Source organism: Niveibacterium sp. 24ML (genome assembly GCF_026586805.1).
Lineage (GTDB): Bacteria > Pseudomonadota > Gammaproteobacteria > Burkholderiales > Rhodocyclaceae > Niveibacterium.
The window spans coordinates 42,148-63,861 of the sequence record NZ_JAPFHA010000004.1 but is presented as its reverse complement, the minus strand read 5'-3'; the positions used below and the strand labels follow the sequence as shown (position 1 = coordinate 63,861).

The window sequence follows — 21,714 nt, the reverse complement described above, 5'->3', positions numbered from 1 at the left end:
CACTCGCATTAACGAAAGCTAATTCATGCCACGTCGCCGGATCACCTTTCGCCAGCTTGAAACCTTTACCGCCGTTGCGCGCCTGCAGAGCTTCACCCGCGCGGCCGACGCGCTGCATCTGACGCAGCCGGCGGTATCGATCCAGGTGCGGCAGATCGCCGACACGATCGGCCTGCCGCTTTTCGAGCAGAACAGCCGCGAGGTTCAGCTCACCGCCGCCGGCGAAGAATTGCTGAACACCGTGCGCAGCCTGGACGATGTGTGGAACCGATTCGAATCGGCGATCGACGACCTCAAGGGCTTGCGCCGCGGCAAGCTGCGGGTGGCGCTGGTGAGCACCGCCAAGTACTTCCTGCCGCGCATGCTGGGCGCCTTCTGCAAGCGCTATCCGGACATCGACATCGAACTGGAGATCGCCAGTCGCGACAAGATCGTCGAGCGCATGCGCAACAATCAGGACGATCTGTATGTGATGTCGCACCCGCCGGCGGATCTGGAGATCGTCTCCTACCCCTTCCTCGACAACCGCTACGTGGTCATCGCGGCGCCCACACACTGGGCCGTGGGGCATCGGGTGCGCCTGAACGAGTTGGCGAGCGAATCCTTCCTGCTGCGCGAAGCAGGCTCGGGCTCGCGCATGGCGGTCGACCAGCATCTGCGCGAAACCGGGCTGAGCTTGAAGGTGCGGCTCTCGCTCGCCAGCAATGAAGCGATTCGCGAACTGGTCGCCAGCGGCATGGGGCTGGCGATCCTCTCGCGTCATGCCCTGGGGGAGCAGCCCGAAAGCCACGGCATCGCGGTGCTCGATGTCACCGACTTCGAGCTCAAGCGGCCGTGGACGGTGGTGCACCTGCGCAGCAAGCTGCTTTCACTGCCGGCCCAGGCGTTTCTTGATGCCCTGCTGCACACCGGGCTCGGCTAAGGAAGGTCTGAATAAGTGAGCGAGAGGGATGCAGCGCAAGGCGCGGGAGCGCGCACGCCGCAACGCGGCGATGCGCCGTCGCAGCCACTTATTCAGGCCTTCCTTAAGGCATACCCGCCCGGTGCGCCGTGGCTGTGTTTGTAACAATCACGCTCGACAATCGCAGCGGCCACGCCGCATGCCACCCCGGCGAAGATTTTTCCTGCACACCGGGGCACTTCTGCGGCCTTTTCCGGCCAAAGAGGCTGATGGCTTCATGGTTCAGCGCCCCCGCATTCAAACGCTCGACTCACCCGCCCCGGCATCTGGCAAAACCGGCGCCGTTTTCGGTGCTTAAACGCGTTTCGCGAAGTCACTGCCGAAGCCGTTTTCACAAAGCCATTAAACTAGCGCCCTTTGGTCGATCTCTGCTCTGCTTCAACCCGGCTTACGGGCGCACGCTTCGACGAGATTCACACCGCAACAATCAAGGATGGCAATGAAACGCGTCGATGACTTCCGCCTGAAACTGGGTAATAGCGAGCTGGTGCCGATCATGACCGGCGGCATGGGCGTCGACATCTCGACCGCCGATCTGGCGCTGGAAGCGGCCCGCCTGGGCGGCGTCGGCCATATTTCGGATGCGATGATCGAAACCGTGTCCGATCGCCGCTACGACACCAAGTTCGTGCGCGACAAGCTTTCGCTCTACAAATTCAACGTCGCCAACGAAGACAAGACGGCCGTCAAGTTCCACCTCGGCAAGCTCGCCGAAGCCACCCGCCTGCATGTTGAAGGCACCATGAACCGCAAGCGCGGCAGTGGCATGGTGTTCATCAACTGCATGGAAAAACTGACCATGAACGCGCCGAAGGAAACCCTTCGCACGCGCATGGTTGGCGCCATGGATGCCGGGATCGACGGCATTACGCTGGCCGCTGGCCTGCACCTGGGCTCCTTCGCGCTGATCGAAGATCACCCGCGCTTCCGCGATGTGAAGCTGGGCATCATCGTCTCGTCGGTCCGCGCGCTGCAGCTGTTCCTGAAAAAGAGCGCGCGCACCAATCGCCTGCCGGACTACATCGTCGTCGAAGGCCCGCTCGCCGGTGGCCACCTTGGCTTCGGCATGGACTGGGCCGAGTACGACCTGGCCACCATCGTCGCCGAGATCCTGCAGTACCTCAAAAACGAACAGATCGAGATCCCGGTGATCCCGGCCGGCGGCATTTTCACCGGCACCGACGCGGTGAACTTCCTCGAAGCCGGCGCGGCCGCCGTGCAGGTGGCCACCCGCTTTACCGTCACCGAAGAATGCGGTCTGCCGGCCAAAGTGCAGCAGGAATACTTCAAGGCGAGCGAGGAAGACATCGAGGTCAACACGATCTCGCCCACCGGCTACCCGATGCGCATGCTCAAGAGCAGCCCGGCCATCGGCGACGGCATCCGCCCCAACTGCGAGGCCTACGGCTATCTGCTCGACGCCAACGGCAAGTGCTCGTACATCGCGGCCTACAACCGCGAAGTGGCGGCCAACCCCGAGGCGCGCAAGGTCAAGGTCTTCGACAAGACCTGCCTGTGCACGCAGATGCGCAACTTCGAGCTGTGGACCTGCGGCCAGCTGACCTACCGGCTCAAGGACACCACCAACAAGCTGCCCGACGGCAGCTACCAGCGCCTGAGCGCCGAACATGTGTTCAAGGACTACCTCTACAGCGTGGACAACAAGGTCGCGCTGCCGCCGATGCCAAAGGAACTGACGACCTGATTGACGGCGCGGTCGGCCGGGCGCTCTGCTCAGCCGACCCGCACGAACAGCGGCAGCACATCCAGCGCCGCCGGCCAGGCGGTAAGCCAGCCGCCCGGATACACCGCGCCACCCCAGTAGTCGCGCCACTGGCCCGGCGGCAGCCAGATGTCGCGCGCGCGCAGCCCTTCGGCGAGCACCGGGGCCACCAGCAGATCCTCCCCCAGCAGGTACTGGTCGGCGATGCCGGCGGCTTCAGCGCGCTCCGGTGCCGCCCAGATCATCGGGCGGATTGGCGGCGTGCCGTCCACCGTGGCCTGCCGCGCTGCGGCGATGCGGCGCGGCGCCAGCGCCACATGCAGCTCGGTGTAACGCCGGCAGATCGCATCCACCTCGGCGCCCAGTTCCCAGGGCGGGATCGAGAACTGGATCGCCAGCATCGGCGCGCAGGCCTGCGTCCAGCGGATCATCAGCTCGGGCGACACGGTGTTGCCGTAGGCGTTGCCGCCCACCATGTCGGGCAGCACGAAGGGGTAGCCGACCAGGCCCAACGCCAGCGCCTGCGTAACAACTGACGCGAGCCCGTTGTCCTCGCCCCAGGTGCTGAACTTGTCCCACTGCCGGTAGAGGATGGCGTTGCGCTGGCCGCGCCAGCCGCAGCGCGCCTCGCCATAGGGGAAGTGCTCGGCGGCGAACTCCGCCCACAGCCGGCTGTATTCGCTGCGCTCGATTGGCGTGTGGGTGACCGCGTCGGCCGGCAGGAAGTTGGCCTCGCCGGCGTCGAACTTGTAGCCGGCGATGCCGGTAGCATGCTGCAGGGAACGGAGTTTGTCGGCCCACCAGTCGCGCGCCGCGGGGTTTGTCAGATCAAGCAGGGCGGCTTCGCCCTGCCACCAGCGCACGCGGTAGGGCGTGCCGTCGGGGTGGCGCACGAGATGGCCCAGTGCCTGCGCCTCGGCGGTGTTCGCCGCGCCATCGGCAAGGAAAGGCGTTATCCACAGCGTCGTCGCAAAGCCCAGCTCGCGCAGCGTCGCAACCAGCGCGGCGGGGTCGGGGAAGCGCTGCGGGTCGAAATCGGTCGCGCCGTAGGCCGACTGCCAGCGGTCATCAATTTCCAGCGTGGCGCCGGGGTAACCGTGGGCGCGGACCGCGCGGGCGAATTCGAGCACCCGCGAGGCGTCGATATCGGCCTTGTACTTGGCCCAGGTGGTCCAGATCGGCGCGGCGAGCAGCGGCTCCGGCGGTATCGCCACGGGGTGGCCGATCACGCTCAGCGCGGCGCGGTAGGCTGCTGGCAGATCGGCTGCGCAGATCAGCCGCAGGCTGGTGTCCCGGCTGGCGCGCAGCACCAGCCGGCGTGCCTGGGGCTCGGCCGCCAGCGGCGGTTGCGCGCCCTTGGCCTCGAACACGGAGACCCACGCACCAGCGCTGCTACGGCCGCTGGGGTTGATGCCGGCGCTGAGCGTTTCGCTCAGCCGCTCTGTGACCAGCGCGATGCCGTTCGACCCCAGCCACAGCGCTTCCTGGATGCAGCCATGCCCGGCAGGGCCGTTGTCCCAGCTCATCAAGGGCGCTGGATCAAGGCTCAGGCAGTCGAGCGGAAAGGCCTGCCGCACGAAGCTGCCCTGGCCGTACCAGCGCGCAGCGGGCGGCAAGTCGATCCAGCAGCCGGCGCCGGCCGGCATGTGCAATTGCCAGCCTTCGGCGCAGCGCGTGGCGGCGATCGGGCGATGCGCGGTCGGCAGCGCGAAGCCGCCTTCGGCATCGAACGTCACGGCGGCGCGCGAACCCTCGCCGCCGAGCCGCAGCAAAACACTGCCGTAGCGCAGGATCTGGCAGGCCGCACCCGCCGCGATGGCATGCAGCGGGGGCGGATTGTCGTGGCTCATGCAGGCAGTCTAGCCCCTGCCGCCCGCCGCATCGAGCCCGCCGCCGCATACCGCCTGCCGCACGATGCTGCAGCTCAACCCTGCCGGGCTGCAGTTCATCGCAGGCCGGCTGCAGCCCGCCCCTTACCCCCCTAGAGTCCGCCTCAACGGCCACCACCCCCGGTCGTTCCAAACCAAGAGGCTCCCCATGAACGGCTCAACCCTCGTTGCCCTGCTCACTTTCGCGGCGGTCCTGCTGCTGGTCGGATTGGCCAGCGGCGCCACGCTCCCGCCCTTCCCCGGCATGCGCTCGGGTATCGTCTCGGTCTCGGTGGCACCCACCGTGGCCCACAAGGCCTGCTGAATCTGGAATTCAAATGACTCAAAACTCCAACACTCCCGCTTCCGATACCAAGGCCCGGCTCACCGCCTGGGTCATCCGCACCGATTGGGCCAGCCTGCTGCTGATCAGTTTTGGCGTGCTGGTCGTGCATCGCGTGCTCGGCGTCATGCTCGGCATGCCGGGCTGGATTTCCGGCGCGAGCGCGCTGTCGGTCTTCATTTCCCTGGTCGGCTGGAAGCTGTGGGAGGTCGGCCACGACAGCCTGCGCGCCGAGTTCCGCGTGCGCTGGCAGCATCTGTCGGACTGGCTCGCCATCGTCGGCTGGCGGCGCCTGGCGGGTGTGAGCTTCTTCGCGCTGATCGCCGCCGGCATCGGATCGGACGCGCTCTCGGAAAACGGCGATGTGATGGCGCTCGTCGTCGCTGCCGTGTGCGTGATGATCGCCATCAAGATTGCGCGCGGCGCCACGCCGCGCAAGGCCGAAGCCGCTGCGAGCGCCAACGTCGCGATCCCCGCCACGGCGCCGCTCGCCAGCACCGATGCCAGCCTGGAGGGCCGCAGCTGGCTGCAACGCCTGACCTGGCCGCGCCTGCTGCTGCTCGGGCTGCTGATACTGCTCGCGGCAGGCCTTGCCAATCACATGATCGCGCCGGAAGCGCATCCGGTTGTGAAGATCGTCAAATCAGAGCGCGCCGCCGAAGCTGGCCGCAAGCCGCGCACCGAATCCCCCGCCCGCCCGGCGGCACCCGCCGAGCCCGAGTTGCCGGCCGGCGACGCCGCCCCGCTCGAAGCACCGATCCCGCCCGAGCCGGGCGATGCTGCGGCCGACCCATCCGCCACCCCATCGAAGCGACAGCACCAGCCGGAAGTCATCGTCGAGCCGCGCGGCATCGAAGTGATCGAGCGCGACAAGGACGGCAAGGTCACGCAGCATGTAAAGATCGGTCTCGACGGCATCCGCGTCAGCGACGGCACGGACAACACCGACCTCGACATCAAGCTGCCCGAGGCACTCAAGGGCCTGCCCGGCATGTCGCCGGAAAAGGCCATGGAGATCGAAGCGCAGATCCGCGAAGAGATCGAGCGTGAAACCGAGCGGGCGCAGGAACAACAGCGCAACTTCAACTTCGCGCCGCTCGCCTTCCTGGTCGTCGTCAGCCTCGCGATCATGAAGCTGCTGGCCGGCGGCAAGCGCCGCGCCGAGCTCGACGCCGGCTCGGCCCGCGTCGCCGCCGACATCGCCCGGCTCGAACGCGAAGCCGCCGACGCCAAGCTGCACGCGATGCAGGCACAGATCGAACCGCACTTCCTCTTCAACACGCTTGCCTCGGTCGATCAGTTGATCCGCACCGATCCGCAGCGCGCCTCGCAGGTGCAGAAAACGCTGATCCAGTACCTGCGCGCCGCGATCCCGCAAATGCGCGACGACGCCCAGCGCAGCACGCTGGGGCGGCAGGTGAAGATGTCGCAGGCCTATCTGGAGATCATGCAGGTGCGCATGGAAGAGCGGCTCGCCTTCTCGTTCAACACCCCGGAAGGGCTCAGCTGCGCCGAGTTCCCGTCGATGATGCTGCAGACGATGATCGAAAACTGCATCAAGCACGGCCTCGAACCCAAGCCCGAAGGCGGCCGCATCGACGTAGAAGCCGACGTGGCGCGCGGCAAGCTGCGGGTGAAGGTGAGCGACACCGGCGTCGGTTTCACCGCCGATGCGAAGGACGGCGTGGGCCTCGCCAACATCCGCGAACGCCTGCGCCTGCTCTACGGCACAGCCGCCAGCCTGACGCTCTCGCCCAAACCCGGCGGCGGCACCATCGCGATGATCGAACTGCCCTACCGCGACGACGAGGGGCAGCAGAACAAGGCTTGCTGACAATTGCGGGCGCGGGAGTAGCGAGTGGGGAGTTGGGAGTAAAGTCCCACCACGCCCTACTCCCTACTCCCTACTCCCCACTCCCCACCCCACACAGACCATGCCCACCGCCCTGATTGCCGACGACGAGCGCCTGATGCGCGACCAGATCCGCCTTGCACTGGCCGAGGCCTGGCCCGAACTGCAGATCATCGGTGAGGCCAAGAACGGCGACGAGGCGGTGCAGATGGCCGAAGCCCTGAAACCGGATATCGCCTTCCTCGATATCCGCATGCCCGGCCGTACCGGGCTGGAAGCGGCGCGCGAGGTGTGCCAGCACGCGCACGTGGTCTTTGTTACCGCCTACGACCAGTACGCGGTGGAAGCCTTCGAGCGCGGCGCGGTCGACTACCTGATGAAGCCGGTCGAGGCCGATCGCCTGGCGCGCACCGTCGAACGCCTGAAAGCGCGACTGGTGGAACCGCCGCCCGATCTGAACCAGATGCTGATGAAGCTCGCCGGCAACATGGGCGGCGCGCAGAAGAGCTACCTGAAGTGGATTCAGGCGAGCGTCGGCAACGCGATCCGCATGATCGCCACGCGCGAGATCCTCTTCTTCACCGCCGACGAGAAATACACCCGCGTGCAGACCAGCGAGTTCGAGGCACTGATCCGCAAACCGATCCGCGAACTGGTCGCCGAGTTGGACCCCGACGAGTTCTGGCAAATCCACCGCGCAACGCTGGTGAAAGTGGATGCGATCGCCGCGGTAACGCGCGACGAGCGTGGCCACCTGATGGTTTCGGTGCGCGGCAACCCCGAGAAGCTCGAAGTCAGCCGCAGCTTCGGCCACCTGTTCAAGCAGATGTAGGACAAGCGCGTATTGCGGTGCCGTGCGCGCCGCCGCATGATCGTGCCCCCGGCCGCCAATGCGGCCCGACTCTGCGGAGGCCCGTGCCATGATCCCGAAGCCGCTTGCATCCCCATCGCCCACCCGCCCGCTTTCACGACTCGGGCTGGCGCTGCTGGTCAGCAGCGCCGCCGTCATGGTCGCCTGCTGCGGCGGTGGAGGCAGCGATCCGGCGCCCGCTCCCGCCCCGGTCGCCCCCGCGCCGGAACCCTTGCCGCCCACCCCGACACCGCCGGTCGCGGCCGATCCGGTCGCCAAGACCCTGAACACCACGCTCGCCTCACCCTGGGGCCTCGCCTTCCTGCCGGACGGCCGCATGCTGATCACCCAGAAGGCCGGCACCATGGTGATCCTCAGCGCCGACGGCAGCAGCACGCTCGCCACACTGAACAACCTGCCGACGGTAGCGGCAAGCGGCCAGGGCGGCCTGCTCGATGTGGCGCTCGACCCCGATTTCGCCACCACGCCCTGGGTCTACTGGACCTACGCCGAACCGGGCAGCGGCAGCGAAGCCGGGCTTGCCGGCACTGCGGTTGCGCGCGGCAAGCTGGTCGGCGATACGCTGCAGGAAATCAGCGTGATCTACCGCCAGACGCCCAAGGTCAGCGGCGCCGGCCACTTCGGATCGCGCCTCGCCTTCCGCGCCGACAAAACCCTCTTCGTCAGCCTGGGCGAACGCCAGAAGGAAAGCCCCGCGCAAGACCTGAAGACCAGCCTCGGCAAGATCATCCGCATCAACCGCGATGGCAGCATCCCGGCCGGCAACCCGGCCTTCGCCACCGCCGGCGCCTTGCCCGAAATCTGGAGCTACGGCCACCGCAATCCGCAGGGCATCGCGATTCACCCGGGCACCGGCGAGCTATGGCAGAACGAACACGGCCCGCAGGGCGGCGACAAAATCAACATCGCGCGCGCCGGCAACAACTACGGCTGGCCGATCCGCAGCTACGGCTGCAAGTACGGCGACCCGGTCGGCAACGAATGCCGCATCGGCGGCGGCACCCACGCGCCCGACTACACCGAGCCGGTGAGCTACTGGGTCCCCACCTCCATCGCCCCCGCCGGCCTCACCTTCTACACCGGCAGCAAATTCCCGGAATGGCAAAGCAGCGTGTTCTTCGGCGCCCTCGCCGGCACCGCGCTGTGGCGGGTCGAACTGAACGGCAACGTCGAAGCCAAGCGCGAAAAGCTCTTCGAATCGCTCGGCCAACGCATCCGCTGCGTCAAACAAGGGCCGGATGGTTGGCTCTACCTGCTCACCGATGGTGGGCAGTTGATACGGATCGAGCGATAAGTTCGGTCACTGCGGGTTGCGCAGCCGGCCGACCTCGCCCGGAGCCCCGGCGAGTGCGTGTGCCTTACGGCGAACGTTGTCTGTTCGGAGCGGCCGTGCCACTCAAGCCGGGTCCCGCCCCGGCGGGCGTCTTACTTTCTGGCAACAGCACCAGAAAGTAAGCAAAGAGTGCCGCCCGGCCTTCGCGGTCAGGCGCTGCGCACCTGACTCCCCTGCGCTGCTCGCGAAGTCGGGCGGCTGCGGAACTCGCGCCGGGCTACGCCCGCCGCTCAGACAGTCCTCGCCGTCGGCGCTGCGCGCCGATCCCCCGACCCCGCTGTGCTGCTCGGCGCTCTCGACGGGACCCAAGGTCAAAACCATCGGTGTTTTCGCGCACTGCGCAATTCGAAATAACGGTCAACCGCCGACGCCGTTGATTACCCCTCTCAAACGCAGATCAGCTCAGAAGCGTCGGATTGCGTCGCGCGCAGTGCGACGGTGACGATGATCGTCTGCCGCCCGCTGGGCATAGTTCAGTCCTGAACCCACGCTCGGGCCACACGGCGACTCTCTCGAAGGTCAAAAGCGGGGAAGATGTTGCGAGGCTAAATTCTCGGCGTTATGGTTTCGGGTTTGAACAGCCAAGATCCAGAATTTATTTCAAGTTGGCAGCAATTCCATTTTCGACATTCGGACAGACTGCCAATCAATCCAGCATTCGTTTTATCTGTCGCCTCTGGACTTGTCATTTCTAGTCTAAACAGACCTTCGACTTAGTTCGGATAGCGCGCACAAAATCCCCTATCGATTCTCATGGCAATCAGACCGACACTCCAACAACCACGCCACGTGGCGCGGCGTTTCTTATCCCTGGAGTAAAAATGGACCCGATAAACCTTAGCACTGCCCTGGCGGCTCTATTCAGCACCATCAAAGCCCTGACCGAGCCCATCTGGAATCACTATAATCGAAAAAGGCAATTTGGCGAGACCGCAAGGATAGTCAGGGGCACTATAGAACAAAGCGGAATGACCGCAAGACTCATCGAGGAATATTTCAATCGCAAAGCACCACGCTCACCACAACATCAGTTGGAGATCTCAGTCAAGATATCCCATTTGTTCGAGGAGCTAACTTTGAAAAAGGCAGCCCTCTCGGCCAATCATGATTTGTATAACCTAGCGTCCGAGGCGCTCCTGGCGATCGATCAGCTCAAAAGAGTCTTTGAGAAATACTCATCCAAGGAGAACGACAGTTTTCATTCGCTCGGCGTGAGCGATACAGCAGCATCAATCGCGATAAAGCTAGATCGGATTCAAAGTGAGTGGACCGACGCTACGAAGAACGGCAGATGAATTGAAGGGGCGGGACCTCTAGTGCTAGATAAGACCTCCCGCCTTTAGTGCCGAGATTGCGGTTTCTGAGAGACTACCAGGTGAAGATCTCGTCCGAAAGAAGTAGTCAGGAAAGTCTTCCCGAACCACCCTCAACACACGTTCAGCGTCGCATTCCGCACCCAGCACCGATACGGCGCGATTCAAAGCCATTGCAACGTCTCGACGACCCGAGAAGATCGCGTCAAACGCCAAACTAACAATTTCAGCATTTCGTCCGAAATAGGTCTCGGCAAATTCCCGCTCAAAACTATTCGCAATCTCAGAGAACTGCTGAAACCGTTTGGACTCAAGCAGGTACGTACGAAATGACGCACTCAGAGAGCACGATAGATCGCGAAGTCTTGAATCAACAACTCCAAGTTCCGGATAGAATTTAAGTGCCGTTTCCCAATCACGCTTCGCTGACTCGTCCAATCCTAGTTCGCGATCATCGGCACTGTAAAATCTACTGCCGCCCTGGGCGGCAAACTCATTGTCGTATGCGGACCTAAGCGCTGGATCACTCAACACACGGTAGGCTTCATTGATAGCCAGCATGCGAATGTGAGCCTTGGCGGACTCGTCGCTTGTTACATATCGATCAGGATGGTATCGCTGGGCCAGAGCTTTGTACGCGGCCCGAATCACGACAAAGTCAGCGCTTGGCAGTACGGCCAAGACGGAATAGTGGTCAACTAAACTGGTCATTGCGGTTGTCGGTTTCAGAGTAGGGCTAAACATGCTACCGCGATGTATAGCAGTTTGTAGCTGGATACAGCGAAGCGGAATCCACGGCTGCCGAGTCTAAGGGCGCAACTTCACATCCCGGATTCCAGCCTGCGGCCTGCATCCGGGCAACTGGAGAACCACCGCGGTTGAGCGTCGACGCTCTTCCCTCCCCCTCTGAAACGCCGAGCAGCGCAGAAGCTTCGGGTTCCGACGCGTAGCGGCGGTGGCGAGGACTGTTTGAGGCCCGCAGGGCCGAGTTCCGCAGCCACCCGATGCTTCGAGCAGCGCACGGGACCGCGTGCGAAGCGCGCGGCGTTGAAGCGGGGCGACTTTCTTTGGGTACTTTCTTTGTTCGCACAAAGAAAGTACCCCGCCCGCCGGGGCGGGACCCGGCTTGAACGGGAAGGCCGCCGCAAGGCAGCAGCACAGACCGCGAGCCACAAACCGAAAGCTGGGCTTTGCAGAAATCAGAACGCCGCACGCAAGCGAATCAGTCCGCCAGATTCAGCACCAGGCGTGCAAGCAGCCCGCCCCCCGCAGCATTCTCCAGCACCAGCCGCCCCCCCATTTCGCCGATCAGGCGTTCGACAATCGCGAGCCCAAGGCCGCTGTGGCCGGCGCCGCCCCGCGCGGCATCGAGGCGGGTGAAGGGCCGCAGCGCTTCGGCGATGCGCTCGGGGGCGATGCCGGGGCCGTGATCGCGGATTTCGATCATCGCGCAACCGGCCTCGCTGCGTAGTTGCAGCGTCACCGGTGCGGCGCCGTAGGCGAAGGCGTTGTCGAGCAGGTTGGCGAGCGCACGGCGCAGCGCGGCGGGTTTGACGGCCGCGCGCAGGCCGCTCTGCAGCGCGAGTTCAAGGCCCTGGGCGCGCCAGGGCTCGGCCATTTCTTCGAGCAGCAGCGCGAGCTCGCGGGTTTCGAGTGGCTCGCTTGCGGCGCCGCCGGCAAAAAGCCGGAAGTGGTCGATGATTTCGCCGAGCTGGTCGAGTTCGCGCAGCATGGCGGCCTTGCGTTTGTCGTCGATGCCGTGCGCGCCGGCGGCCAGTTCGATCTGCAACTGGAGCCGGGTCAGCGGGGTGCGCAGATCGTGCGCGATGCCGGCGAGCATGGTGCTGCGGTCGGATTCCATCTGTGCGAGGCGCCCAAGCATGTCATTGAAGCGGCCGGCGAGCACGCGGATCTCGCTTGCACCGTTGAGCGGCAGTGGTTGTGGCGCGGCGGATGAGCCGACGGCCCCCAAGGCATCGCCAAGCTTGCGCAGCGGCCGGTTCACCTGCACCACGAGGAACAAGGCCGCCGCAAATGCGAGCACGAAGCCAAGCACCGGAATGACGATGGCCGGGTCGAAACGCCGCAGCGGTGGCGGCGGCGGCAAGGCGGAAGACGGGATCCACAGCCAGCGTGGCGGCTCACCCGCGAGCCGCACCCAGAGCCCGGGCCCTTCGCCCCGCAGCGCGCCGGGGCGCATCACGGCGGGGCGGCCAAGCGCCTCGGCCAGGGCCTGGTCGAACTGCGCGAGGTGCATCGTGCGCTGGTGCCAGCGGGGCATGTCCATCGCGCCGTCAGCCGGTGGGCCGCCGCGAGGGCCTAAGCCGCCGCCGTCGGGCGGGGGCGTTTCACCGCCCGGCACCGCTCCGCGCCGGCCACGACCACTGCCGCGTTCGAACCGAGGCGGCGCCTCGGCCTCGATGATGCGCAGGCCCTGGAGGGTATCGAGCGCGATGTCGGGCTGGCGCGCGAGCAGGGCCTCGGCCTCTTTGACGCGACTGGCGATGATGCTGGCCCCCTGGGTGGCGCGCACATCGGCAACGCGGGTCTGCAGCAGCCAGACCATGAGGGCGTAGCTACCGCCGAGCACCAGGAAGAGGATCAGCGCCAGCCGCAGGTTGAGCGACTGCGACCAGCGGCGCAGCGTGTTCATGCCGAGGCGTCAGCCGGGTCGGGGACGAAGACGTAGCCGACGCCCCACACCGTCTGGATATGGCGCGGCCGCGACGGATCGGGCTCGACGAGGCGGCGCACGCGCGAGATCTGCACGTCCATGCTGCGCTCGAAAGTTTCAGACTCCGGCCCGCGTGCGATCTCGATCAGGCGCTCACGTGTGAGGGGTTGATGCGGGTGGCGGGCGAGCGCGGCAAGCAAGGCGAATTCGCCGGTGGTCATCTCGATCCGCTCACCCTTGCGCCACAGGCTGCGGGTGGCCAGATCGAGGCGGCATTCGCCGAAGCTGACCGATTCCTCCTCGGGCAGGGGGGCGCCGGCGCGCGGCGCCTGGCGCCGCTTGAGCACGGCGCGGATGCGGGCGGAGAGCTCACGCGGCAGGAAGGGCTTGCCGAGGTAGTCGTCGGCGCCCATCTCGATCCCGACAACGCGGTCGATCGGGTCGTTGCGCGCGGTCAGCATGATGATCGGGACATCGTCGCCGGTACTGCGGATGCGCCGGCACACGGCGAGCCCGTCTTCGCCGGGCATCATCAGATCGAGTACCAGCAGGTCGGGCCGCTCGCGCGGCAGGCGCCGCAGCGGATCGGCGGCATCGGGGAAGACGCGCGTGTCGAAGCCCTCGCGGTCGAGGTACTCGGCGAGCAGTGCGCGCAGGTCGGGATCGTCGTCGATCACCCAGATCAGTGCTTGGCGTTCCATGCCTGTCACTCTAGCGCGCGCACGCGGCGCTGCGGGCTCACGATTCTTACAGAATGCGACCGCGCGCTTTACTCACGCCAGCGCTCGTAGTCGCGCCGGTCGCGCTTGGTCGGGCGGCCGTGGCGTTCGGCGGCGGGCTCCACCTTCAGGCGGCGGGCGTCGGCAGCCTGTTCGCGGGCGGCAATGCTCTCGGCGGTTTCCTCGTAGAGCTGCTGCGCCACCGGCGCCGAGCCGCGCTTGTCGGCAATGCCGCGCACGATCACCTCGCGGCTGACCGGCCCGTTGCTGAAGGCCACACGATCACCGTTGCGCACGTCTTTCGACGGCTTGATCGGCAGGCCGTTGATGCGCACCTTGCCGCCTTCCACCGCGTCGGTGGCAAGGCTGCGGGTCTTGTAGAAGCGGGCGGCCCACAGCCATTTGTCGATGCGCGTTTTCGCGCCGGGGTCCTGATCCATTGCTCAATTCCTGTGCCGGTTTCGGTGAAAGCATAGCGCGCCGCTAGAATCGTTTCCTTTTTGCAGCTGCATTCAGGAGCCGATATGCGTTCGATCATCCTTGCCGCCTTGCTTGCCCTGGGTAGCACCGTCGTCAGCGCCGCCGATGTGAAGGTTGAAGGCGCCTGGGTGCGCGGCACCACGCCTTCGCAGAAGGCCACCGGCGCGTTCATGAAACTCACCGCTGCAAGCAGGGCGAGCCTGGTCGGCGCCGCCTCGCCGGTGGCCGGCAAGGTGGAGGTGCATGAGATGAAGCTGCTTGCCGACAACATGAAGATGAGCCCGGTGCAGAAACTCGCGCTGCCCGCCGGCAAGACGGTTGAACTCAAGCCGGGCGGCTATCACGTGATGCTGATGGATCTGAGGCAGCAGGTGAAAGCGGGCGATATCGTGCCGCTGACGCTGGAGATCGAGCAGGACGGCAAGCGCGAGAAGATCGAAGTGGAAGCCGCTGTGCGCCCACTTGGCGATGCCAGCGGCCACGAGCACATGCAGCACTGATGCCCGGCATTCCCACATTGCGCATCGCCACCGCCGACGACGCGGCGGCGATAGCCCTGCTGCATGCGCAGAGCTGGCGCAACGCCTATCGCGGCGTGCTGCAAGAGGCCTACCTCGACCATGCGGTACAGGCCGAACGCGAGGCTCTGTGGCAGGCGCGGCTGGCCGACGGCGCCGATGCGCCGCTTGAAGTGCTGCTGCTCGAATCGCCGGCCGGCTTGCTCGGCTTTGCCTGCATTCGGCCGGATGCGGACCCGGAATGGGGCCCTTTGATCGACAACCTGCATGTGCAAGCCGCGCTGCGCGGCAGCGGCCTCGGCCGCATGCTGATGACGGCCGTGCAAGCGCGTATCGGCAGCGGGCAGCGACATCACCTGTGGGTGCTCGCGGCGAACGAAGCGGCGCGAGGCTTCTACGCACGCCTGGGCGGCCGCGAGGCCAGCACGGAAATCCACCCGATGCCGGACGGGCGCGATTACCCCTGCCTGCGCGTGGTCTGGAACCCGCAGCCCTAGCCCGTCGATGAACACCCGCGATCGCCGACAAAACACTGGCGAGCGCACTTGTCTCAGACGTACACTGGTCGGATGCGACGATCCGTTCCCGCGTGGGGTGGCTGCATGATCACCTTGCGAATTCAGCTATTCGCCTTGGGCTGGCTTGCGATTGGCCTGCCGGCGGGCGCGGCACCCGACACCCTGACCATTCACTACAACACGCGGGTGCCTTACGCCTATGTTGAAAACGGGGTGATGAAGGGGATCATGGCCGAACCGGTTGCTCGGGCGCTGCGCAAGGCAAAGATTCCCTACACCTGGGCGCAAACCCCCTTCTCGCGCGCGATGGCGATGGTCAAGGCCAATAACGGCAAGGACTGCATGATCAGCATGTTCAAGAAGCCGGGGCGGGAGCACTTCGGGCGCTTCTCGGCGCCGGTCTACCGCGACAGCGCGCAGATCCTGCTCGTGCGGCACGCCGACGAGGCGCAGTTCAAGCACTTTGCGAGCCTTGCCTCCGCAATGACCGAAGGCGGGTTCCGCCTGCTGGTCAAGCAGACCTACTCCTACGGCCCGGGCTACGACACCCTGCTCGATGCGCGTGAGGGGCCCACCGACCGCGTCCATGAGGAGAACGAGCAAATGCTGCGCATGCTGGCCGAATCCATGACCGACGCGATGATCATTGCGCCGGAGGAGGCCAGCGCATTGATCCGGCATCGCGGCCTCAAGCCCGAGCAGTTCGCCTACATCCGTTACCCCGATACGCCGGAAGGCGAGCTGCGGCACATCTGGTGCAGTCTGAACGTGCCGCAGTCAATGATCGACCAGTTCAACCGCGCGCTGCCGCCGGGCGCCCTCTAGCCGCCCGCGGCGCGGCTCAGACCGCCGCGCTGACCACCACTTCAACCCGCCAACCGGGCCGCGCCAGCCCCGCCACCCTGACACACGCGCGCGATGGCGCGCAGCCGGGTGGCAACCAGGCATCCCACACGGCATTGAAGCCATCGTAGTCCGCCATGTCGGTCAGGTAGATCGTGGCAGTGAGCAGGCGCGCCTTGCTGCTGCCGGCGTTTTCAAGCGTCGCGGCAAGCGTTTCGAGCAGGCCGGTCGTCTGGGTGCGGATGTCGCCTTCTTCGGCTGGCGGCACTTCCACTGCGTGGACCACGCCACCGTGAATCACGGCGTCGGCATAGCGCGGCGTGACGCCGATGCGCTGGATATCCATGTCTGAGCTTTCCTTTGAATTCAAACAGCAAGCAGGCCTTCGCCCATGAAAACAGCCTGGCCGCCCACGCGCACCGACACCACCTGCTTGTCGCGCACCTCGGCGCTGACGCGGATGCGGCTGGGGCGGCCCATGTCTTCGCCCTGCGAGATCTCCCACGACAGTGCGACGTCACGGTGCAAGTCGAACTGGGCCAGCAGCGCACCCAGCGCCGCCGCCGCCGAGCCAGTGGCCGGGTCCTCCAGCACGCCGAGCCCAGGGGCAAACATGCGTGCATGCAGCAGTGCCGGATCGTCACGATCAACGGTGTAGGCATAGATTGCGTGCGCAAGGCCGGCAAGACCGGTTTTCATGGCCGCGGTGTTCGGCGTGGCCCGCGCCAGCGCCTCGCGGCTGTGCAGCGGCACGCACAGGTAAGGCACACCGCACGACGCCACGCTCAGGTGCGGCAACACATCGTCCACCAGGCCCAGCATGGCGGCCACCGAATCAACGTCGGGCGCCGGCGCGTAGCTGGGCGCCTGGGCCGTGGCGAACTCGGCACACACCGGCTGCCCGCCTTCTACCGTGACGGTCACCGGCACCGGGCCGACGCCTTCTTCCAGCACGATCAGATGCTCACCGTCAGCCAGCGGCGTGGGCGAGAAGCGCGCGAGCATGAGCGCGGTGCCGATCGTCGGATGGCCCGCGAAGGGCAATTCGGTTGCCGGCGTAAAGATGCGCACCCGCGCGGTGTGCGCCGGGTCAGCCGGCGGCAGAACGAACACGGTTTCCGAAAGATTGAGCTCGGCCGCGATCCGCGGCATCAGGGCCGGGGCCAGCCCGGCCGCATCCGGGAATACCGCCAGCGGGTTGCCGGTAAAGGGCTGGTGGGTGAAAACGTCGGCAAGCCAGTAGCGCATGTTCGCCATGGTCGTCAGATCCAGACAAGGGGATGGCCGCAATTATGCCTGCCGCCGCATGCGCGGCGTTCGGCAAGGCGCCCGCGGCACGCGTTCGTCATGACTGTTGCATGCATCTGACGCCGCGTCGGCATCGGCGCAACAACAGATAGAATCCCGGCTCCTGTTGGCCGGCACGCCCATGTTTCTGCGCATCGTCTCGATTCTCTTCCCCCTGTTCGCCATCGTCGCCCTCGGCTGGCTGGTCGGGCGGCGCATGAAGCCGGACATGACGGTGGCCAACAAGCTGAACCTGGATGTGTTCGTGCCGGCACTCGTGTTTGCCGCGCTGGTTTCAAAGGACTTTCACCTGGCCGAGTTCCTGCCGCTGGCCGGCGTATCGGTCTTCATGGTGGTGGCATTCGGGCTTGCCGGGTGGCTTGCGGCGCGCTTGAGTGGCGTGGCGGTCAAAACCTTGCTGCCCCCGACCATGTTCAACAACTGCGGCAACCTGGGCCTGCCGCTCGCCGTGCTGGCATTCGGCGAACAGGCGCTGGCCCCTGCGGTGGTGATGTTCATGGTGTCGAACTTCCTGCATTTTTCCTACGGCGCCTGGCTGCTCGATCACAAGACGCGGCTTGCGACGATCTGGAAGGTGCCCTCGGTGATCGCCACGCTGGCAGGCATTGCGGTGGGCCTGGCCGGCATTGCGATCTGGCCGCCGCTGCTACTGGCGATCCGCATGGTGGGCGATATCGCAATCCCGCTGATGCTGTTTTCGCTTGGCGTGCGCCTCACCGACGCCAACTTCGGCGCCTGGCGGATCGGGCTGGGTGGTGCGCTGCTGCGCCCGCTGGCCGGTCTGGCGGTGGCGGGGCTGGTGGTGATGCTGGTCGATCTGCCGCCCCTGCAACGCGCGCTGGTGATTGTCTTTGGCGCGCTGCCGCCGGCGGTGCTCAACTTCATCTTTGCCGAACGCTTCGGGCAGGAACCGGAAAAGGTGGCCTCGATCGTGGTGATCGGCAACCTGCTGGCGCTGGTGTTCCTGCCGATCGCGCTGGCGCTGACGCTGCAGCACTGACATGCGGCACATCCGGTTGCGCCTGCTCGCGCTTTTGTTTGCGCCACTCGCCAGCCTTGGGGACGACACCCCGCCAACCGACTCCGCCGCCCAGACGGTGGTGGTGAAAGGCGTGCGCGACCCGGCGATGATGCCCTACCGCGATGCCTACGAATTCGCCAACCGGATCGAACGCGTGCCGCACGACAAAGTGCGCGTCAAGCTGCAACTGCGGCCCCGTGACAAGGCAACGCGGCAAGCGGACCTGCGGCTGCGGCTGGCGGGTGAAAACGTCGAGATCGCCGTGCCGCTGAGCGAAGACGGCGAGTTCGCGGTGCCGCGCTCACCCGAAGCGCTTGCAGACCAGGCCGAATTCGTCACCAACCAGAAGCGCGGTAACGTGAGCCTTGCGATCACGCTGCAACCCACGCTGCCGATCGCCCCCCAGATCGCCTATGCCGATGCACTTGAAGCGGCCACCCAGGCGCGGGCGCTGATCAAGGAAATCGTGCCCTGGTACTACCGCCTGCTGGTGGCGGATCCGAACGCCCTGCGGATCTGTTTCGAGCGCGCCGACGCGCAGGCCACCCTGGTCAGCCGCTATGGGGACGAGGCGCTACCGATTCGGGGCAAGCGCCAATGCGCCATCCTGGCACTGAATCACGATCGGCTCGACGACTGGCTCGCGCTCCGGCTCACGCCGCCCTACTCGATCGAGTTCAGTCACCGCAGCTGGTTCAAGGACGGGCTCGACGACTGAGCAAGGCGCCGCCCTGCGATAACCGGCACTGACATCTCGCTACGCTTCGGACACATTTGCCGGGCCCGCACCGCGCGATGATGCCGGCATTTCCCGCACAGGACTCCGCCCATGAAAGCGCTCTGCCTCGCCGCACTGATCGCCCCGCTCTGCGCCTACGCCGAGTCCCCACCGGCCCCGGCCGCGGACCAGAGCGCCCCGGTCGCCGACAGCGTGATCGTCAAGGGCGTGCGCGACCCGGCGATCATGCCCTACGCCGACGCCTACGCGTTCCAGACCCAGGTGCAGCGTGTGCAGCACGACAAGGTGCGGATGCGCTTGCAGGTCAAGTCAAACGACAAGGCCGTCAGCCCCGCCGACATCCGCATCCGCCTCACCGGCGAGAACACCGATATCCCGGTTCCGCTCGGGCCGGAAGGGGATGTGGAGATTCCGCTATCGGCCGAGGCACTGGCGGACAAGGCCGAATTCGTGACAAACCAGAAGCGGAGTTCGCTGGCGGTGCACCTGACGCTTTCGCCGAGGCTCGCCGATGACGGCAAGATCGCGTATGCCGATGCGCTGGAAGCCACCGAGCAAAGCAAGCGCCTGATGAAGGAGATCATCCCCTGGTACTTCCGCCTGCTGATCCCGAACCCCAACGCCCTGCGCTTCTGCTTTGAGCGTGAAGGCGCCCAGGCGGCACTGCAGACCCGCAGCGGGCAACAGGCACTGGAAATCAAGGGCAAGCGGCAATGCGCCGTGGTGCCGCTGGATGCCGACGCGCGTGAAGACACCCAGGCGATCCTGCTCAGCGCCCCCTACAAGGCCGAGTTCACCCGCACCGGCTGGTTCAGCGACGGCCACGAAGCGCCTTGATCGAACAGCGGGTGCAAGTCCCTGAGCGGCACGCCACTGCGCAACACGTGGATCCATCCGCCGGCGCCAAAGGGGTGACAGCAGCGTGGCCAGCACGAGGGTGACGTAACCGGCAGGCAACTGCTGGGCCTGTACCATGCTTGTGCAATCGCGACAGGGAGATGCCGCAAAAAATGCCCCGCTCGGGGCGGGGCATTCGGTGCTGCGGGACAGGCAGATTACTTGGCGTGGGTGATTTCCATCGCCATCGCTTCGATCAGCGTCACTTCCACCTGATCGCCGGCGGTCAGGTCGTTCAGCTGCGCCTTGTTGTGTACCTTCATCGTACGGATACCGCGCGGGCCGCGCAGCGTGATCGTGCCCTTCTCGGCATCCACCGCGGTCACATCGGCAATGATCACGACCTTCTTGCCGATCGCACCACCAGGCGCCTCGTCAGCCGTGGCCCGCACTGCATCCACCGATTCGATGCGCTGGCGGAACTTGCCACCGCCTTGCTTGACGTTGAGCGCAACCGCCTCGACGAAGGTCGTCGTCAGCGTGTCGCCCACCTTCAGTTCGGCAAAGCGCTTGACCTCCGGGCCTGCGACCACGTCGACCGTTTCACCATTCTCGCCCTTGAGGGTCACCGTGCGGGTTGCCGCGTCAATCGCGACGATGGTCGCGGTGACCGAGGCCTTGCCGGCGATGACAGCCTTGCCCTGCTCGGTGGCAACCACCACACCATCGGCCGCAAGCGCCGCAGCGAAGGGGGTGCTGGCAAGCGTGGCGGCAACGATCAGTGAACGAAGTTTCATTTGGAATTTCCTCATGACAGGGTTTTGAAAGTGGCGCCATGGTAGTCCTTCCGCATGGCCCGCGCCAGATTGCTGGATCAGGGTTTGCGCTTGGCGCGCGGGTGCGCCGCGTCATACACCTTCGCCAGGTGCTGGAAGTCGAGGTGGGTGTAGATCTGCGTCGTGGCGATGCTCTCGTGGCCCAGCAATTCCTGAACCGCGCGCAGATCGCCGGATGATTGCAGCAGGTGGCTGGCAAAACTGTGGCGCAGCATGTGCGGGTGCACATGTACCCCCAGGCCGCTGCGCTGCGCCCACAAGGCCAGCCTCTGCTGGATGCTGCGCGGCGCAATCCGCGCGCCACGGGTATTGACGAAAAGCGCAGGCTCGTCGGCCCGTGCATGGCGAGCCCGCTCCTGCAGCCACGCCGCAAGGGCTTCGCGCGCCTGCGTGCCGACCGGCACGGTGCGCGCCTTGCTGCGTTTGCCGGTCACCGTGACCTCGGCGTCACGCAGGTTCAGCGCGGGGCCGATATCCAGGCTGGCGAGCTCTGTCAGGCGCAGGCCGGAGGAATAGAACAGTTCGAACATCGCGCGATCGCGCAGCGCGAACGGATCATTCGCCGCCCCCTGCGGCGCATCGAGCAAGGCCACCGCCTGGTCGGGCGAAAGCGCCTGCGGCAAACCCTTGGCTGACTTGGGTGGGCGGATGCCCACCACCGGGTTGGCACCCACCGCGCCGGTGCGCGCCCACCATGCGAAGAAGCCACGCCAGCACGACAGTTGGCGGGCAATCGTGCGCCCCGAAAGCCCTTGCCCGTGCAGGCGCGCGACATAACGGCGGATGTCGTGCGGCGACACGGCCTCAAGCGGGCGGCCACGCGAGAGTTCCGCCAGTTGCAGCAAATCGCGGCGGTAGGCCGACACCGTCAGCGGCGCCGCACGCTGCTCGTGGGTCAGCACCGCAAGCCAGGCCTGCATCGGGGCGGGAAGCTCGCTCGCGCCGCTTGCCGTCATC

General features: G+C 65.9%; 22 protein-coding genes. 13 read left to right on the top strand and 9 right to left on the bottom strand.

Features of this window, described 5'->3' with window-relative positions; all coding sequences use genetic code 11:
- Positions 1 to 25 precede the first annotated feature (25 nt).
- A complete protein-coding gene (locus tag OPU71_RS04680; protein WP_267725498.1) occupies positions 26 to 922 on the top strand; it encodes a LysR family transcriptional regulator in 897 nt (298 codons plus the stop codon).
- Positions 923 to 1,400: 478 nt separating this feature from the next.
- Positions 1,401 to 2,666 carry a nitronate monooxygenase gene (locus tag OPU71_RS04675; RefSeq protein ID WP_267725495.1) on the top strand — a complete coding sequence of 422 codons (1,266 nt, stop codon included), beginning with the start codon at positions 1,401 to 1,403 and terminating at the stop codon, positions 2,664 to 2,666.
- A gap of 29 nt (positions 2,667 to 2,695) precedes the next feature.
- Here the strand turns inward: OPU71_RS04675 and OPU71_RS04670 are convergent, their stop codons facing one another.
- Positions 2,696 to 4,534: a glycoside hydrolase family 31 protein gene (locus OPU71_RS04670; RefSeq protein ID WP_267725492.1), complete on the bottom strand. Its 1,839-nt coding sequence runs from the start codon at positions 4,532 to 4,534 to the stop codon at positions 2,696 to 2,698.
- A 187-nt stretch (positions 4,535 to 4,721) separates the two neighbouring features.
- Here OPU71_RS04670 and OPU71_RS04665 point away from each other — a divergent pair, with 187 nt between their 5' ends.
- From OPU71_RS04665 to OPU71_RS04645, 5 genes are all read left to right on the top strand, one after another.
- Positions 4,722 to 4,877, top strand: coding sequence for a hypothetical protein (locus OPU71_RS04665; RefSeq protein WP_267725490.1), 156 nt, complete (start codon positions 4,722 to 4,724; stop codon positions 4,875 to 4,877).
- Between the two features lie 13 nt (positions 4,878 to 4,890).
- Positions 4,891 to 6,729, top strand: a complete 1,839-nt coding sequence (locus OPU71_RS04660; protein ID WP_267725488.1) for a sensor histidine kinase — start codon at positions 4,891 to 4,893, stop codon at positions 6,727 to 6,729.
- 100 nt (positions 6,730 to 6,829) lie between these two features.
- Positions 6,830 to 7,579: a LytR/AlgR family response regulator transcription factor gene (locus tag OPU71_RS04655; protein ID WP_267725485.1), complete on the top strand. Its 750-nt coding sequence runs from the start codon at positions 6,830 to 6,832 to the stop codon at positions 7,577 to 7,579.
- Between the two features lie 88 nt (positions 7,580 to 7,667).
- Complete coding sequence (locus OPU71_RS04650; protein ID WP_267725483.1) at positions 7,668 to 8,912, top strand: PQQ-dependent sugar dehydrogenase; 1,245 nt, start codon at positions 7,668 to 7,670, stop codon at positions 8,910 to 8,912.
- An 860-nt stretch (positions 8,913 to 9,772) separates the two neighbouring features.
- A complete protein-coding gene (locus OPU71_RS04645) occupies positions 9,773 to 10,246 on the top strand; it encodes a hypothetical protein (protein WP_267725481.1) in 474 nt (157 codons plus the stop codon).
- 24 nt (positions 10,247 to 10,270) lie between these two features.
- Here OPU71_RS04645 and OPU71_RS04640 read toward each other — a convergent pair whose 3' ends face one another.
- From OPU71_RS04640 to OPU71_RS04625, 4 genes are all read right to left on the bottom strand, one after another.
- Positions 10,271 to 10,975 (bottom strand): J domain-containing protein, encoded by a 705-nt coding sequence (locus tag OPU71_RS04640; protein ID WP_267725479.1) that lies wholly within the window; start codon positions 10,973 to 10,975, stop codon positions 10,271 to 10,273.
- Positions 10,976 to 11,486: 511 nt separating this feature from the next.
- Positions 11,487 to 12,917, bottom strand: a complete 1,431-nt coding sequence (locus tag OPU71_RS04635) for an ATP-binding protein (RefSeq protein ID WP_267725476.1) — start codon at positions 12,915 to 12,917, stop codon at positions 11,487 to 11,489.
- Entirely contained in the window at positions 12,914 to 13,639 is a 726-nt protein-coding gene (gene ompR, locus OPU71_RS04630) for a two-component system response regulator OmpR (RefSeq protein WP_267725473.1), read from the bottom strand. The genes OPU71_RS04635 and ompR overlap by 4 nt, the downstream gene beginning before the upstream one ends.
- A 68-nt stretch (positions 13,640 to 13,707) precedes the next feature.
- Positions 13,708 to 14,097 carry an RNA-binding S4 domain-containing protein gene (locus OPU71_RS04625; RefSeq protein WP_267725469.1) on the bottom strand — a complete coding sequence of 130 codons (390 nt, stop codon included), beginning with the start codon at positions 14,095 to 14,097 and terminating at the stop codon, positions 13,708 to 13,710.
- Positions 14,098 to 14,181: 84 nt separating this feature from the next.
- Here OPU71_RS04625 and OPU71_RS04620 point away from each other — a divergent pair, with 84 nt between their 5' ends.
- The 3 genes from OPU71_RS04620 to OPU71_RS04610 all read left to right on the top strand — a co-directional run bounded on the left by OPU71_RS04620 (position 14,182) and on the right by OPU71_RS04610 (position 15,998).
- The gene (locus tag OPU71_RS04620) at positions 14,182 to 14,637 is read left to right on the top strand and encodes a copper chaperone PCu(A)C (RefSeq protein ID WP_267725467.1); all 456 of its coding nucleotides are present in this window, start codon (positions 14,182 to 14,184) and stop codon (positions 14,635 to 14,637) included.
- Complete coding sequence (locus OPU71_RS04615) at positions 14,637 to 15,152, top strand: GNAT family N-acetyltransferase (RefSeq protein ID WP_267725465.1); 516 nt, start codon at positions 14,637 to 14,639, stop codon at positions 15,150 to 15,152. Before OPU71_RS04620 ends, OPU71_RS04615 begins: the two co-directional genes overlap by 1 nt.
- A gap of 105 nt (positions 15,153 to 15,257) precedes the next feature.
- Positions 15,258 to 15,998, top strand: coding sequence for a substrate-binding periplasmic protein (locus OPU71_RS04610; RefSeq protein WP_267725463.1), 741 nt, complete (start codon positions 15,258 to 15,260; stop codon positions 15,996 to 15,998).
- 16 nt (positions 15,999 to 16,014) lie between these two features.
- Here the strand turns inward: OPU71_RS04610 and OPU71_RS04605 are convergent, their stop codons facing one another.
- Entirely contained in the window at positions 16,015 to 16,362 is a 348-nt protein-coding gene (locus OPU71_RS04605) for a RidA family protein (RefSeq protein WP_267725462.1), read from the bottom strand.
- Positions 16,363 to 16,382: 20 nt separating this feature from the next.
- Entirely contained in the window at positions 16,383 to 17,273 is an 891-nt protein-coding gene (locus OPU71_RS04600; RefSeq protein ID WP_267725460.1) for a PhzF family phenazine biosynthesis protein, read from the bottom strand.
- A gap of 172 nt (positions 17,274 to 17,445) precedes the next feature.
- Here OPU71_RS04600 and OPU71_RS04595 point away from each other — a divergent pair, with 172 nt between their 5' ends.
- From OPU71_RS04595 to OPU71_RS04585, 3 genes are all read left to right on the top strand, one after another.
- Positions 17,446 to 18,324, top strand: a complete 879-nt coding sequence (locus OPU71_RS04595) for an AEC family transporter (protein ID WP_267725458.1) — start codon at positions 17,446 to 17,448, stop codon at positions 18,322 to 18,324.
- Position 18,325: 1 nt separating this feature from the next.
- Positions 18,326 to 19,063, top strand: a complete 738-nt coding sequence (locus OPU71_RS04590) for a hypothetical protein (protein ID WP_267725455.1) — start codon at positions 18,326 to 18,328, stop codon at positions 19,061 to 19,063.
- A 111-nt stretch (positions 19,064 to 19,174) separates the two neighbouring features.
- Positions 19,175 to 19,921, top strand: coding sequence for a hypothetical protein (locus OPU71_RS04585; RefSeq protein ID WP_267725453.1), 747 nt, complete (start codon positions 19,175 to 19,177; stop codon positions 19,919 to 19,921).
- Between the two features lie 218 nt (positions 19,922 to 20,139).
- On the opposite strand, the gene OPU71_RS04580 is transcribed toward OPU71_RS04585, so the two are convergent.
- Positions 20,140 to 20,718 carry a hypothetical protein gene (locus tag OPU71_RS04580; RefSeq protein ID WP_267725450.1) on the bottom strand — a complete coding sequence of 193 codons (579 nt, stop codon included), beginning with the start codon at positions 20,716 to 20,718 and terminating at the stop codon, positions 20,140 to 20,142.
- Positions 20,719 to 20,795: 77 nt separating this feature from the next.
- Complete coding sequence (xerC, locus tag OPU71_RS04575; protein ID WP_267725447.1) at positions 20,796 to 21,713, bottom strand: tyrosine recombinase XerC; 918 nt, start codon at positions 21,711 to 21,713, stop codon at positions 20,796 to 20,798.
- Position 21,714 lies beyond the last annotated feature (1 nt).

Bases quoted from the DNA above. Each gene is read 5' to 3' on its own strand.
- OPU71_RS04590 (WP_267725455.1), top strand. From the start codon at position 18,326: ATGCGGCACATCCGGTTGCGCCTGCTCGCGCTTTTGTTTGCGCCACTC.
- OPU71_RS04585 (WP_267725453.1), top strand. From the start codon at position 19,175: ATGAAAGCGCTCTGCCTCGCCGCACTGATCGCCCCGCTCTGCGCCTAC.
- OPU71_RS04615 (WP_267725465.1), top strand. From the start codon at position 14,637: ATGCCCGGCATTCCCACATTGCGCATCGCCACCGCCGACGACGCGGCG.
- OPU71_RS04640 (WP_267725479.1), bottom strand. From the start codon at position 10,975: ATGACCAGTTTAGTTGACCACTATTCCGTCTTGGCCGTACTGCCAAGC.
- ompR (WP_267725473.1), bottom strand. From the start codon at position 13,639: ATGGAACGCCAAGCACTGATCTGGGTGATCGACGACGATCCCGACCTG.
- OPU71_RS04610 (WP_267725463.1), top strand. From the start codon at position 15,258: ATGATCACCTTGCGAATTCAGCTATTCGCCTTGGGCTGGCTTGCGATT.
- OPU71_RS04635 (WP_267725476.1), bottom strand. From the start codon at position 12,917: ATGAACACGCTGCGCCGCTGGTCGCAGTCGCTCAACCTGCGGCTGGCG.
- OPU71_RS04600 (WP_267725460.1), bottom strand. From the start codon at position 17,273: ATGGCGAACATGCGCTACTGGCTTGCCGACGTTTTCACCCACCAGCCC.
- OPU71_RS04645 (WP_267725481.1), top strand. From the start codon at position 9,773: ATGGACCCGATAAACCTTAGCACTGCCCTGGCGGCTCTATTCAGCACC.
- OPU71_RS04605 (WP_267725462.1), bottom strand. From the start codon at position 16,362: ATGGATATCCAGCGCATCGGCGTCACGCCGCGCTATGCCGACGCCGTG.
- OPU71_RS04655 (WP_267725485.1), top strand. From the start codon at position 6,830: ATGCCCACCGCCCTGATTGCCGACGACGAGCGCCTGATGCGCGACCAG.
- OPU71_RS04670 (WP_267725492.1), bottom strand. From the start codon at position 4,534: ATGAGCCACGACAATCCGCCCCCGCTGCATGCCATCGCGGCGGGTGCG.
- OPU71_RS04675 (WP_267725495.1), top strand. From the start codon at position 1,401: ATGAAACGCGTCGATGACTTCCGCCTGAAACTGGGTAATAGCGAGCTG.
- OPU71_RS04650 (WP_267725483.1), top strand. From the start codon at position 7,668: ATGATCCCGAAGCCGCTTGCATCCCCATCGCCCACCCGCCCGCTTTCA.
- OPU71_RS04625 (WP_267725469.1), bottom strand. From the start codon at position 14,097: ATGGATCAGGACCCCGGCGCGAAAACGCGCATCGACAAATGGCTGTGG.
- OPU71_RS04660 (WP_267725488.1), top strand. From the start codon at position 4,891: ATGACTCAAAACTCCAACACTCCCGCTTCCGATACCAAGGCCCGGCTC.
- xerC (WP_267725447.1), bottom strand. From the start codon at position 21,713: ATGACGGCAAGCGGCGCGAGCGAGCTTCCCGCCCCGATGCAGGCCTGG.
- OPU71_RS04580 (WP_267725450.1), bottom strand. From the start codon at position 20,718: ATGAAACTTCGTTCACTGATCGTTGCCGCCACGCTTGCCAGCACCCCC.
- OPU71_RS04680 (WP_267725498.1), top strand. From the start codon at position 26: ATGCCACGTCGCCGGATCACCTTTCGCCAGCTTGAAACCTTTACCGCC.
- OPU71_RS04665 (WP_267725490.1), top strand. From the start codon at position 4,722: ATGAACGGCTCAACCCTCGTTGCCCTGCTCACTTTCGCGGCGGTCCTG.
- OPU71_RS04595 (WP_267725458.1), top strand. From the start codon at position 17,446: ATGTTTCTGCGCATCGTCTCGATTCTCTTCCCCCTGTTCGCCATCGTC.
- OPU71_RS04620 (WP_267725467.1), top strand. From the start codon at position 14,182: ATGCGTTCGATCATCCTTGCCGCCTTGCTTGCCCTGGGTAGCACCGTC.